8 protein-coding genes are annotated in these 13,593 nt (G+C 50.6%); 6 read left to right on the forward strand and 2 right to left on the reverse strand.

Features of this window, described 5'->3' with window-relative positions:
* Positions 1–179 precede the first annotated feature (179 nt).
* Complete coding sequence (locus tag FXO21_RS02465; RefSeq protein WP_149638612.1) at positions 180–1,529, forward strand: hypothetical protein; 1,350 nt, start codon at positions 180–182, stop codon at positions 1,527–1,529.
* Here the strand turns inward: FXO21_RS02465 and FXO21_RS02470 are convergent.
* The gene (locus FXO21_RS02470; protein WP_149638613.1) at positions 1,526–2,395 is read right to left on the reverse strand and encodes an SDR family oxidoreductase; all 870 of its coding nucleotides are present in this window, start codon (positions 2,393–2,395) and stop codon (positions 1,526–1,528) included. The two genes, FXO21_RS02465 and FXO21_RS02470, sit on opposite strands and share 4 nt — an antisense overlap.
* Positions 2,396–2,482: 87 nt before the next feature.
* On the opposite strand from FXO21_RS02470, the gene FXO21_RS02475 reads away from it, so the two are divergent.
* Positions 2,483–3,331, forward strand: coding sequence for a helix-turn-helix domain-containing protein (locus tag FXO21_RS02475; protein WP_149638614.1), 849 nt, complete (start codon positions 2,483–2,485; stop codon positions 3,329–3,331).
* Positions 3,332–3,387: 56 nt separating this feature from the next.
* On the opposite strand, the gene FXO21_RS02480 is transcribed toward FXO21_RS02475, so the two are convergent.
* On the reverse strand, positions 3,388–5,952 hold the full coding sequence (locus FXO21_RS02480; protein WP_149638615.1) for a TonB-dependent receptor: 2,565 nt from the start codon (positions 5,950–5,952) through the stop codon (positions 3,388–3,390).
* 239 nt (positions 5,953–6,191) lie between these two features.
* Between FXO21_RS02480 and FXO21_RS02485 the strand changes: the two genes are divergently transcribed.
* From FXO21_RS02485 to FXO21_RS02500, 4 genes are all read left to right on the forward strand, one after another.
* On the forward strand, positions 6,192–7,913 hold the full coding sequence (locus FXO21_RS02485; RefSeq protein ID WP_149638616.1) for an FAD/NAD(P)-binding protein: 1,722 nt from the start codon (positions 6,192–6,194) through the stop codon (positions 7,911–7,913).
* Positions 7,910–8,722: an MOSC domain-containing protein gene (locus tag FXO21_RS02490; protein WP_149638617.1), complete on the forward strand. Its 813-nt coding sequence runs from the start codon at positions 7,910–7,912 to the stop codon at positions 8,720–8,722. Before FXO21_RS02485 ends, FXO21_RS02490 begins: the two co-directional genes overlap by 4 nt.
* Positions 8,723–8,796: 74 nt before the next feature.
* The gene (locus FXO21_RS02495) at positions 8,797–9,117 is read left to right on the forward strand and encodes a DUF6660 family protein (protein WP_149638618.1); all 321 of its coding nucleotides are present in this window, start codon (positions 8,797–8,799) and stop codon (positions 9,115–9,117) included.
* Between the two features lie 78 nt (positions 9,118–9,195).
* Positions 9,196–13,578 (forward strand): CusA/CzcA family heavy metal efflux RND transporter, encoded by a 4,383-nt coding sequence (locus tag FXO21_RS02500; protein ID WP_149638619.1) that lies wholly within the window; start codon positions 9,196–9,198, stop codon positions 13,576–13,578.
* Positions 13,579–13,593: the final 15 nt, after the last annotated feature.

Here is a 13,593-nt window from a genome sequence, read left to right on the forward strand (position 1 = left end):
TTTTTAAGATATTTAGGTTTAATGCAAAACCGGGGAGCCGGTCCGCTTGAATAGAAATTTGAGTTTGCAAATATAAATTTGCATAATACGAGGATTAAGAAAAGCAGTTAACCAGCTGCCTGTACAAAATTCTGGACAACCTATTTATCTATTTATCAGAATATTACAGTGCAAATACAATGGAAAATGGACAAGGCCAGGCTGGTAATATCGACCACCTGGATTACGGGTGCCAGCTGATTAGTGAGATTTACGGAAAACCTGATATTGTCGAGTGGACAAATGGCGACTTTATACGGCTAAGTCATATTTTATACAAGAAGACCCACGTTCAGATTAGTCCGAATACCTTAAAACGGATTTTTGGAAAAATAAAAACCGACGCCCGCTACTACCCCCAGCGGGCTACACGGGATGCGCTCGCCAACTATATCGGCTATCCAAACTGGGACACTTTTAAGGTCGCGAAACCATTGCCGCCACCGCAGCAGGCTGTCGTACATATACCGGTAAATCCGCTTCCTGTGCATACGATGGCACCCGGAGGCGGACAAGTAGTGTCGGGAAAAACGTCGGTACCGAGAAAGTATGCATGGAAGATACTGGCAGGCTTGCTGGTACTGATCATCCTGATCGGCGTGGCAGAGTATTATGCAACAATGAATGTCCCGCCTGTCGCAGCGCCCGAAATGGTTTGCAGAAATCCCGAGGGAGGGAATCCGCATTCCGCTTTCTTCGCATTCAAAGGCATTGACCAGGTAACCGAATCGCCTGACCGCTTCCGGATTGAGTTCGGGGACGGAAAAACTTTTACACTGGCGGATACCGATAGTGTAATCTCACACTATTATGAAGAGCCGGGCCGTTACCTGGCCTACCTCAAAAAGAACAAACAGGTATTTGACTCCGCCGCCGTCTACCTGAAATCGGCAGGATGGACTGCCACCGCCCGGATGATGCACGATTCGACGCGGGTGTATCCGATCCAGGTTACTGACCTCTTTTTGGGAAATAGGAATACGGTCAATGCCGCAGAAGTGGCCCGCGCCGGTGTGGATACCAACCGCACTTTTTTTGTTGATTTCATCAATACCCAGCCAACTGACATCAACGGCGATAATTTTGACCTGATCACCAAAGTCCGCACTTCGCCCGACCGGGCGGGCGTGCGGTGTTCGCAGGTAAAGCTCACCGTTTACGGAGAATGGTCACAGCATTATATCGATGTGATGAAACCGGGCTGCCTGCACTGGTGTAAACTTCAGTTCTCAGAAATCGTCAGGAACGGCCGGACCCACGGCCTCAACTTTCTCGGCGCCGACCTCCGCGAGGGAGGAACGATACGTTTACGAGTGGAAAACAAACGGGCGCAAATCCATATTAATGGAAAGCTGGTGTACGAAACAGCCTACCAGCGCCCGCTCAACCGCATATATGGCCTGGGCGTCATGTTCTCAGGCGTAGGTACAATTGAAAGCGTGACGCTGACAGACCTTAAAACAGGGAAAGCATTTGACGGGAATTTTTAAGAAAAAAAGCGCGCGTAATCTGTGGTAAATTCTTCAAAGCGGCGCGGCTTCAACCCTGTTGCGTCCGTAACTCCCGGGGCGACTTCGCTGGCCTCTCCCAGATGGTAATGTGCATAGTCTTCAATCAGTCCGTCGACCTGCCATTCGGGAAAGCCTGCATATAAAAGCATGTCACGCAATGCAGCCGGAGGGACGTCGACAAACCGGACGGGGCGGTCGAGCGCGGCAGACAATTTTTCCGCAAGCTGCGCGTGGGACAAAGCTTCCGGACCCGTGAGATCGTAGATTTTATTTTCGTGACCGGGATGGATCAATGCCTCGCCTGCCGCCGCTGCAATATCCCGCACGTCGACCAGGCTGACTTTCGCGTCCCCGATCGCGCCGAAAAACTGTCCCTGGCCGACGATTGTATCCTTGAACCCCAGCAGCCCCTGCATAAAAAGGTTCGGGCGAAGGAATGTGAATGCAATTCCCGAATCCCTGATCGCCTGCTCCACCACCGCGTGGTACCTCAAAAACCGCACGGGCGATGCAACATCCGCAGCCCATTGCGACAGCTTTGCAATGTGCTGCACGCCCACTTTCAGGGCAGCGTCGACAAACCTAAGTTGCTGCTCTTCGGCAAATTCAGAGGAATTGGTCAGAAGAAATGCTTTCTCAACCCCTGTCAACGCATTTTCCAGAGATGTTTTGTTATTAAAATCGCCTTCAACAAATGTGACGCCCGGCAACTTTGGCGCTTTGTCCAGCGAGCGGACCATTGCGCGAAAGGGAATATCTTTGCCGGACAGATACTTAACAACTTCCGAGCCGACATTTCCGGTGGCTCCGGTGACCAGTATGCGGGGTGATCCTGCGTTTTCCATTTTAGTAAGTGTTTTGGTTTGATTTATTTTTTACCAAAATTAGAGTCCGCCTTTGCCCCAAAATTGTAAGAAAACGAAACGCAGCAAATGCCAGAGATCGGACAACATATTGAAATGACAGGTGAGCTGGCGGAGGTGGTCAAGCATTTATATTGTATCAATACTGCTGACGATTTCCAGACTGTCACACAGCATTTGTCGCCCAGCCTTGAAATCATACTGGTCTTTAATCTGGGGACGCCTGTTCGGATATCGTTCGGCGACCAGCGTTTTGAGGAAAAGAAAATAGAAAAGCTGGGTGTGATTGGTCCGTTAAAGAAAATGCTGAATTACGAAGTATTGCCGACAACGGACCTGATCGTAGTTTCATTTAACCCGAATGGTTTTTACCGCCTTTTTCAAATTCCCCTGGATCAAATGCAGCATGAAGCAGTACACGATCCCGACGAGTTACTGGGCATTTCCGGATTTATGGAATTGTGGCAAATGCTCAAAACCCTGCCGAACCGGCAAAGCCAGGTAGATCTGTTGATCGAGTATGGCAATAACTTTATCAAAGAAGCAGATACCGAAAGCGAGCCGCTGCTGGAAGGCATGCACGATTTACAAAATACATTCAATCAGCCTTCCAAGGCGATCGCAGTGGATACCGACCTTTCCACACGTACCATTCAAATGCGTTTTCAGAAATACCTTGGTTTTTCAACCAGGGAGCTGACGCGTTTTCTCCGGTTCAGGCAGGTGATTGCGTTTATCCAGAAACAAGAGCACTCCGTAGACTGGCTGGCGGTAGTTGACGAATTCGGTTACCACGACCAGAGCCACCTGATCAAGGATTTCAGGCATTACCTCTCCACTACCCCGCGAAAATTCGTACAGGATTTTTTAGGAAAAGAATTCTGCGTCAGCAAACCATCGCAAAGCGACCTGCATTAAAACAAAAAAGCTGCCAACCGATGGTCGACAGCCTTTTTTTGAACCAATTAATCACATCAGAAAGAATATCTCAGCGTCACACCATAAGTCCGCTGGTCGCCTACGATACCGGCATATTGTCCGTAGCTTCCCGGCGCAGCCAGCAGCAGTTCGTAGTAGTCTTTGTTAAATATATTCCTGGCCCAGACAAAGAACGAAAGTCCGTTGGAAGCCCTGAAACCGGCGCGACCGTTGGTCAGTGAGTACCCATCGATATTCAGGTACTGCGAAGGCGACGGGCTGGATGAAAACTTGGAGCGGTAAAATGCATCAAGTCCGAGAAAGTAGTTTCCTTTCAGGCCCAGGAATGTTCCTTTGGTATTCGCTTCGCCACCTACCGATCCCGACCATTTGGAAATACCCGGCAGTACACCACCCGAAACATCCTTGAAAGCCTGCGGGCCCCCAACTTCTTCCAGCGGCACGGGCGCATTCTGGAATTTTACATATTTACCGTCCGTATAGGCTACTGCGGCATTGAAAGTGAAATGCGTGAACCGGATATTACCATCGAGCTCGGCACCCTGTACCCGTACTTTTTCTGCATTGGCAAGGTAGCCGCGGTTTACGCCGGGCTCAGGAGTTTGTACCTGCGTCTGGAAATTTTCAATATCCGAGCGGTAGAAAGTCAGGTTCAGGATCGAGTTGGCACTTGGCTTGGTTTTGATACCAAATTCCTTGTGGTCCACATACTCGGGTTTTACATTCGCCAGGTCGAGCAGGACTGCGCCGTTTGCAGTGGGCAGGCCGCCAACGTTTACGCCAATCGGCTTATACCCAATCGAATAAGTTGCATATGCATTAAACCTGGTGGAAGCGCGGTACTGCACCGATAGTTGCCCCGAAAAATTGCCCTGGTCGTAATTCGTGTTGAAAGCCTGGTCGGAATAAACACCCCTTTTAAGTGCGAGCAGTGCGGCATCTGTGGTTTGCAAACCTCCGTAAGCCTCTCTTTTATAATCCACTACCTTTTTATCGTAATTATATCTTACACCCGGCAAAACGTGGAATTTATCGGAAATAGCCCAGTCGGCCTGACCAAAAACAGCCAGCGATGTGCTTTTAATGCGGTTGGAAGTACGGATACCGAAGTTATCGAACAAGCCGGGCGTTTTCCATAGCTCACTGTTGGAGTTTTGGGCAAACCGCCACTGCGCCGAACCGGCTTCTTCGGTTTGTACCGGATCGGATTTCAGGTCCTGCCAAAGGCCGAATACTCCTACCACGCCGCTTAATTTTGGCGAGATCTTACCTGAATAGCGGATTTCCTGAGACCATTGATCGTGCACCGAGTTACCCGAAGAAATCGTAAATACCGGCAAACCAATGTAATCACGGTCATTCAGGGGAACCCATTTCCAGAAACGCCAGGCCGAGGTCGAGGTCAGCGTTCCGTTTCCGATCTTGATATCTGCGTTCACTGAAACACCGCCCAGCCTGTTATCTGCTTTGGAAGGCGTATCCAGGTCCAGTTTTCTTTCAAATGCGCTGGAATAGGGAAGCTTATAGTTCAGATCTGCGATGATCGCATTGAACTGGCGGTAGGCCGCGCGCTGGGTAGGAACCACACCAGCCACCGGCCAGCCGTATCCGGTTGGTTTCTGGTCTGAGATGTCGCCGATGACGGTAATATTCACCTTGCTGCTCGGCGTGTATAGGAATTGGCCGCGTACCCCAATGTTGTTGATGTCGTTGATCGGAAGCTGCGTATGTTCATTAAAAAACAAACCGTTCCGCTGTGTTCCGGTGAAAGAAACGCGGGCCGCGAGCTTTTTGCTGATCGGGCCGGTAATCGAGCCTTTCGCCTGTACAAATCCGAAATTGCCATAGCTCAGCTCAAAACTCCCGCCCGGATCAAAGCTGGCTGCACGTGTGGTAATGTTGAATGCACCTGCGGTTGTATTTTTCCCGAACAGTGTTCCCTGCGGCCCGCGCAATACTTCAATTCTTTCTATATCAATAAAATCCAAAGCGGTGGCAGCTGGACGGGCGTAGTAAACACCGTCTACATAGAAGCCTACGCCAGGGTCGATACCATCATTTGTAAGTCCGTAAGTAGAGCCTAAGCCGCGGATATTAAGGGTAGTGTTTCTTGCATTGGAAACATAAAGCTGTACAGTCGGAACGAGTTCTTTCAGACGGTTTACGTTAAACGCACCTGCATCTTCCGCAGCCGACCCGCGGATAATGGAGATAGGAATGGGTACTTCCTGAGCCGATTCCTGGCGTCGGCGAGACGAAATGATCACATCTTCCAGCTGATTGGAATTGGCGTCCAAAGTAATTTCCACGTTGGTTGCACTCACACTTACTTCTTTTCTCACATAGCCCACGAAGGAAACGATCAGTGTAAATGGCAGCCGCTGACCTGTAATCAATGTAAAATTACCATCCGCGTCTGTCGCAGTCCCGTTGGTGGTACCTTTGATCGAAACCGTCGCCCCCACCAGCGGCTCGCCCGAGCTGCCGTCTAAAACTTTTCCTGAAAATGTGGAGTTGACAACTGCATTGTCCTGCGCCTGCAATAAGGAGGGAGTGATCGTGGCGGCGACCAGGAAAATAAAGGAAATGAAATGCTTCATAATGGATTATAAACTGGTGGTGGTAATGCTATTTCGATAAAATATATAGAGTTTATAGATTAGATTTCCACGCGCCGGGAAAAACCGGTCGTCTGATCTGTTGGCAAATGTATTAAAACTATTTAATCTACCAAATTGATAGTCTAATAAAAGTATAATTTTTGTTCCGGGCGCGTAAGCTCCTGGCGCGGTTTTTATAATTGACTTAAAATAAAACTATCAGGGAATTACAATTTTTTATGGCCAGTAAACCCGCGCGAAAGCGCATCGCACTTATCGGAGGTGGGCCCAGCGCCCTGTTCGTTTACAAGCGGCTCGTCCGCTCCGCTGCCAGTTTTGATATTGAGATATTTGAGAAAAGCGATGTGCTGGGTGCTGGAATGCCTTACAGCAAGGCAGGTGCCAATACAGAGCACATTACAAACGTTTCCCACAACGAAATTCCAAAAATCGCCAGCTCGATCATTCAGTGGATCAAGGGATTATCTGTCAGGAAGCAGAAGCTATACAATATCGATCCTGAGGGATTTTCCCAATACAACGTTTTTCCACGACTGCTTTTCGGGGAATACCTGGCTTCGCAATTTGCAGAGCTTCGGGACGAAGCAGAAAAAAACCGGATCATAACGCGCGTACATTATAACAGCGACGTGACCGATATCACCGATCAGCCGGAAAATGGCGTGGTACAGGTTTCGGTTAATGGCACGTTGCGGGAATTTGACCGGGTGATCGTTTGCACCGGCCACAAATGGCCGGAAAAGTACGAAGGCGAAGTACCCGGCTATTTTGCGTCGCCCTACCCGCCGGCCAAGCTGCGGCTGGCGATCAACCACCCGGTGGCGATCAAAGGTTCTTCCCTCACCGCGATCGACGCGATACGGACATTGGCGCGTGAAAACGGCCGGTTTGAATGGAATGACGAAGACAGACTGGTGTATATAGCAAACGAAGACAGTCCGAAATTCAAGCTGGTGCTGCATTCGCGCAGCGGCCTGCTGCCTGCGATCCGGTTTCACCTCGACGAACCGCGGATTACCAGCAACGCGCTGCTGACAGACAAGGAAGTAGCTGATAATATGAAAAAGAACGGCGGCTTTCTTTCCCTGGACTATATTTTTGAAAAGAACTTCAAAGACGCATTCAGGAGGCGGGACCCGAAGATCTACCGCCGCATTAAGGATATGAAAATCGAGGAGTTCGTGCAGGCGGTCATGGATATGCGCCAGGGTAAGCCGCCATTTGCGCTTTTCAGGGAAGAATACAAAGAAGCTGAAAAATCGATCGAAGAACGTGAGTCCGTGTACTGGAAAGAAATGCTGGCGGAACTGAGTTTTTCCATTAATTATCCCGCCAAATACCTTTCCGCGGAAGATATGCTGCGGCTCGGAAAAGTGCTGATGCCGCTCATCGCAACTGTCATTGCATTTGTGCCGCAAAGCTCCTGCGATGAACTTTTTGCGCTGCACGATGCCGGCAGGCTGGACATGGTGGCTGTCGGAGGTGATAGTAAGGTGGAGCCTAAAAAGGAGGGCGGCATTGTGTACCGGTACACCGACGAGCAAGGCAAGAAACACAATATTTCCTATCAGACTTATGTGGATTGCTCGGGGCAGCGCCACTTTTCCTACGAAGAATTCCCTTTCAAAGGCTTGTTATTGAAAAGGACGGTGAGCCCGGCATACATCTGCTTTCAATCACGCGAAGCGGGTAAGAAGTTGCTGGAAGAGGGGAATGAGGATGTGCTGACAAATGAGCACGGCGATTATTTCCTGAAAGTACCGGGTGTGGCGATCAACGATTGCTTTCAGGTCGTGAACGAATATGGCGCTGCGAATGAGCGGATCTTCATTATGGCGGTGCCGTATATAGGCGGCCATAACCCGGACTATTCTGGTCTTGATTTCTGCGAACAGGCTTCTGAATATATTGTTAAAAAATTAGAAGAAACCGCTTCATGATAACTGAGCAGCCGTTTTTGTCTGAAATCTGGGTCTACCCCGTGAAGTCACTGGGCGGTGTCAGACTGGAAACGGCGCAAGTGGAGGAACGCGGGTTACAGTACGACCGCCGCTGGCTGATTGTGGACGGAAACGGTACTTTTTTAACCCAGAGGGCACATCCCGAAATGGCGCTGATCGATGTGGCGATCCGGGAGGATAGCCTGCTCCTTTCTCATCGGGGTAACCCTGCTAATGCCGTAACCGTACCTTTGTCAGCGAATTTTTCCCGGGAGGTAACCGTTAAGATATGGAAAGATATGGTACCCGCGCAAGCCGTTTCCAAAGCCGCCGACGACTGGCTCAGCGACCACTTGCAAAGGCAGGTCCGCATTGTCGCGCTTTCGGAACATGCGGACCGCCGATCTCCCGATATAGCAGGACAAGCCCGAAGACTTATCAGTTTCGCAGACGATTTCCCTTTTCATTTAACCTCAGAAAGTTCACTCGGAGAACTAAACAGCCGGCTCCCTGAACCTGTTGGAATGAACCGCTTCCGGCCCAATTTCGTGATCACCGGCGCGACGCCATTTGCAGAAGATACCTGGAAATCGATTCGCATTTCGGACCTGGTATTTGACCTGATCTCGCCCTGCGAACGGTGCGCAGTGGTTACTATCAACCAGGAAACGGGCAGAAAAGGACTGGAACCATTACGGACGCTATCCAAATTCCGCCGGAAAGAAAGGCATATATTATTCGGGCAAAACGTTACCGGACGCGGAAACGGGATAATAAGGACAGGCGACGCAGTCCAAATAATACGTTGACCAACGCATTTAATCCGGAACCAAACAGGTTTTGACTCCCTGTTGCATGAGTTATCGCATTATATTTGCCGCACATGAAACTCGCGCATTACATCCTGGCACTCTACACGATCCTGCTGTCCTGCATTCCCTGCCAGGACGAAGTCGTCGCGGCGCCTGTTGAAAGTCAAAACGCAGGTATCAATACCAATACCCACGACGATGGACAGGAAGCCGTCGATCTGTGTTCACCTTTCTGCATTTGCGCTTGCTGTTCGGGCATTACCTTACAGCAGGTACCCGGTTCTTTGCCGGAAGCAGCCTCCTCCCCTTTTTTCAATGACAGATCTTACGCGTACCTGGCACCGGGTATGAGCGAAAATCTGAGTGCGATCTGGCAACCGCCCAGGGCTTAGTGTATCCATTTTTTGGGGTTTGCTGACTGCCGGACTATCCGCCGGCTGTAACACTTTTTACACGCAATCTAAGCTCAGATGTTAGATAAAATCATTTATTTTTCAATTCACAACAAGCTGATCATCGGTTTGTTTACGCTCGCATTGATCGCCGGGGGAATTTATTCCTTTACCCGGCTGCCGATTGATGCGGTGCCCGATATTACCAATAACCAGGTGCAGATCATCACGACCAGCCCGTCGCTTGCGGCTCAGGAAGTGGAGCGGCTGGTTACTTTTCCCGTCGAAACGGCGATGGCTACCATTCCTTACACCGAAGAAATACGCTCGATTTCCAGGTTCGGATTGTCGGTGGTTACCATTGTTTTCCAGGACAAGATCGACGTTTACTGGGCCCGTCAGCAGGTTTCCGAGCGGCTGCAAGGCGCGGCGAACCAGATTCCGCCGGGAGTCGGCACGCCGGAGCTGGCGCCTGTCACGACCGGTTTAGGTGAGATTTACCAATATGTACTGCATACCAAAAAGGGTTTTGAGGACAAATATCCGCCGATGGAATTGCGCAGCATTCAGGACTGGATCGTGCGGCGGCAGTTGCTGGGCACGGAAGGAGTGGCCGATGTGAGCAGCTTTGGCGGTTTTTTGAAACAATACGAAATCGCGATCGACCCTTTTAAACTGAGAAGCGCACAAATATCGATGTCGGAGATATTCACGGCATTGGAAAAAAACAACCAGAATACCGGCGGCGCTTACATTGACAAAAAGCCGAATGCCTATTCGATCCGGAGCGAGGGGTTAATAGGAAGCATCCAGGATATTGAGAGCATTCAGGTCAAAGAAACGGCAAACGGGCTACCTGTGCTGATCCGGGATATTGCCAAAGTTCAGTTCGGGTCGGCGGTGAGATATGGCGCGATGACGCGGAACGACGAAGGCGAAGTGGTGGGCGGACTGGTATTGATGCTCAAAGGCGCGAATGCTTCGAAAGTGATCGGCCATGTGAAAGAACGGGTGACGCAGATCAGCAAAACACTGCCGGAAGGCGTGGTGATCGAACCATTTCTCGATAGGACCAAGCTGGTCAACAAGGCGATTACGACCGTTTCCCGGAACCTGATCGAAGGCGCGCTGATCGTCATTTTTGTGCTGATTTTGCTGCTTGGAAACTTGCGTGCGGGTCTGGTGGTAGCTTCTGTGATCCCGCTATCGATGCTTTTTGCGGTCACGATGATGCATATTTTCGGCGTTTCGGGTAACCTGATGAGCCTGGGCGCGATTGATTTCGGATTGATCGTCGACGGGGCGGTAATTATCGTGGAAGCTACTTTGCACCATATTGCGGGCAGGAAATTTACACACCGGCTCACGCAGCAGGAAATGGACACGGAGGTGTACGAATCGGCTTCGAAGATCCGGAACTCCGCAGCTTTTGGGGAAATAATCATTCTAATCGTTTACCTGCCGATCCTGGCATTGGTGGGTATTGAAGGAAAAATGTTCCGCCCGATGGCGCAGACTGTGGGTTTTGCAATTCTGGGGGCATTCATTTTGTCAATTACCTATGTCCCGATGGCCTCCGCATTGTTTTTAAGCAAGCTCAATGAGCACAAGCCGAACATTTCGGACAAGATCATCGGTTTTTTCCACAGGTTATACCGGCCGGCCCTCGCATTTGCATTAAGACAAAAACTCCTGGTCGTAGCCAGTGCGGTTGCTTTGTTCGCCGTCGGTCTGATACTGTTCCTGAATATGGGCGGCGAGTTTATCCCGCAGCTCGACGAAGGCGACTTTGCGATTGAGATGCGCGTACTCACCGGCAGCTCGCTGTCAGAAACGGTTGAAGCCAGCCAAAAAGCGGCCGGGCTGCTCAAAAAGCAGTTTCCTGACGAGGTGATTGAAGTAGTAGGAAAAATCGGTTCTTCCGAAATACCGACCGACCCGATGCCCGTGGAAGCAGCGGATGTAATGGTGATATTGAAAGATAAATCCGAGTGGAAACAGGCGAAAGGGCGCGCGGAACTGGCCGAAAAAATGCAGCAATACCTTTCGGAATCAATCGCAGGGGTGACTTTCGGTTTTCAGCAGCCTATTCAAATGCGTTTCAACGAGCTGATTTCGGGTGTGAAACAGGATGTGGCCGTTAAGATTTTTGGCGAGGACCTGGATGTGCTGGCCGACCAGGCCAAAAAGATAGGAAAGCTGGCCGGCACAGTTGAAGGCGCGGAAGATCTGTATGTGGAAGCAGTAAGCGGCCTGCCGCAGATCGTGGTCAATTTCGACCGTAGCAGGATGGCGACTTTCGGGATCAATATCGAAGACGCCAACCGCGCGATCAATACTGCATTTGCAGGCAGCAGCGCTGGATTGGTTTATGAAGGCGAAAAACGGTTTGACCTCGTGGTCCGACTTGCTCAGGCCAGCCGGCAAACGGTTGAGGATGTAAAAGGGCTTTTCATCACAAACCGGCACGGACAGCAGGTCCCGCTCGGACAAATCGCTGAAATTGGCATGGTAACCGGTGCGAACCAGATCCAGCGCGAGGATGCGAAGCGGCGGATCATCGTCGCATTCAACGTCCGCGGCCGCGACGTGGAAAGTTTGGTGACCGAATTACAATCCAAAATTGACAGTCAGCTCAAATTGCCCACCGGCTACTATATCACTTATGGCGGGCAATTTGAGAACCTGAAAGAAGCGAATACCCGGCTGGCGATCGCGGTACCGATTGCGCTCCTGTTGATTTTCGTACTGCTTTATTTCAGTTTCAATTCGTTGCGACAAAGCTTCCTGATCCTCTCTGCGATCCCGCTTTCGGCGATCGGCGGCGTTTTTGCGCTCTGGGTGCGTGATATGCCTTTCAGTATCTCGGCCGGGATCGGGTTCATCGCCCTGTTCGGCGTGGCGGTACTGAACGGGATCGTATTGATTGCAGAGTTTAATTTTCTTCGGAAACAAGGTATCCCGGATCTTAAAGCGATCATTTTTCAGGGAACCGAAACGCGCCTGCGGCCGGTACTCATGACAGCGCTGGTGGCTTCTCTTGGTTTTTTACCCATGGCTTTGTCCAACAGTGCGGGAGCCGAAGTACAGCGCCCGCTCGCTACCGTCGTCATCGGCGGACTGGTGTCGGCTACCTTGCTCACGCTGCTGGTGCTACCCGTTTTATACTGGCTGACCGAGACGCGCTTTAATAAAAAATTAGCTATTAATACATTGATATTATGCACATTAATGTTAGCCTTAGCATTTACCGGTGCCTTTGCGCAGGGTAACAATACACCTGCGAAGCAGCTTTCTCTGGCGGAGGCTATCCAGCAGGGTATCGCCCAGAATCCGGAAATCCGCTCGGGTACTTTTTTAGTGGATTACCAAAAAGCATTGCTCGGAACAGCCGTAGAAATTCCCAAAACGGAGCTGACGTGGATGGGCGGGCAATACAATAGCAGCAAGTTTGATAACCATTTTCTCCTGTCACAATCCCTCCCCAATCCGGGCGTAGCGAAGAAGCGGCGTGAACTGCTGTCGGCGCAGGTCGATGGGGCGCAGGCCAGACAGGAAATCACGAAAGCGGAGTTGATCAGGCGCATTAAAAGCGTGTATTACCGACAGCTATTTGTAAAAAGCAGTCAGCAATTGCTGATTCAGGAAAGTGAGCGGGCGGCACGTTTTGCGAAGGCGGCGGAACTTCGGTTCGCGAGCGGCGAAGCTAACCAGCTGGAACAGGCAGTGGCCAAAAGCAGTGAAAGCGAGATCCAGACGCGACTTAAGCAGAACCAGACTGCCCTGAAAAACCTGCAAAGGGAACTGCAATTGCTCCTGAACAGCTCGGAACCCGTCGAAGCTGCGGCCGATAGTCTGACCAAACGCAACCTGACCGTTACATTATCCGATACAGCCGCGCTCGGCAACTCCCCTTACCTGCGACTTTTGCGACAGCAGGTAACCATTGAAAGCAGATCCACTGCGATGCAACGCGCGAACCTGCTGCCCGATTTTTCGGTGGGTTATTTCAACCAGTCGCTGACGGGCTTTCAGAATCCGAACGGTACCGAGATTTTCTATGGTGCCGGGAAGCGTTTCCAGGGCGTACAGGCGGGTATTGCGATCCCGATCTTCCATGGCGCTGTCAAAGCGAGGATCAAAGCTGGCGTGGTGAGTGAGCAGCTGGCCAGCAACCAGGCGGATGTGGCGAGATTACAGCTGGAAAGCAAATTAGAGCAGGCATTCAATAGCTATTTAACTGATAAACAAAATATTGAACGCTACGAACAGCAATCCCTGACACTTGCCAATGTAATCCAAAACAGTGCAGCGAAAGCTTATGAGTCCGGCGAGATCGGCTATGTGGAATACGCCCAGGCTTTTTCCCGAGCATTTCAGATCCGGGCTAACTACCTGGAATTGATCGATTCGCTGAACCAGTCTGTGATTGAAATAGAGTTCCTGCTTGACAAACAATGAATCCGGTAAAAGACT

The sequence above is a fragment of the Dyadobacter sp. UC 10 genome, from assembly GCF_008369915.1.
Lineage (GTDB): Bacteria > Bacteroidota > Bacteroidia > Cytophagales > Spirosomataceae > Dyadobacter.

What these genes read in the sequence shown, in the direction of transcription:
- FXO21_RS02470 (WP_149638613.1), bottom strand. Translation starts at nt 2,395, where the DNA reads ATGGAAAACGCAGGATCACCCCGCATACTGGTCACCGGAGCCACCGGA.
- FXO21_RS02465 (WP_149638612.1), top strand. Translation starts at nt 180, where the DNA reads ATGGAAAATGGACAAGGCCAGGCTGGTAATATCGACCACCTGGATTAC.
- FXO21_RS02485 (WP_149638616.1), top strand. Translation starts at nt 6,192, where the DNA reads ATGGCCAGTAAACCCGCGCGAAAGCGCATCGCACTTATCGGAGGTGGG.
- FXO21_RS02490 (WP_149638617.1), top strand. Translation starts at nt 7,910, where the DNA reads ATGATAACTGAGCAGCCGTTTTTGTCTGAAATCTGGGTCTACCCCGTG.
- FXO21_RS02480 (WP_149638615.1), bottom strand. Translation starts at nt 5,952, where the DNA reads ATGAAGCATTTCATTTCCTTTATTTTCCTGGTCGCCGCCACGATCACT.
- FXO21_RS02475 (WP_149638614.1), top strand. Translation starts at nt 2,483, where the DNA reads ATGCCAGAGATCGGACAACATATTGAAATGACAGGTGAGCTGGCGGAG.
- FXO21_RS02495 (WP_149638618.1), top strand. Translation starts at nt 8,797, where the DNA reads ATGAAACTCGCGCATTACATCCTGGCACTCTACACGATCCTGCTGTCC.
- FXO21_RS02500 (WP_149638619.1), top strand. Translation starts at nt 9,196, where the DNA reads ATGTTAGATAAAATCATTTATTTTTCAATTCACAACAAGCTGATCATC.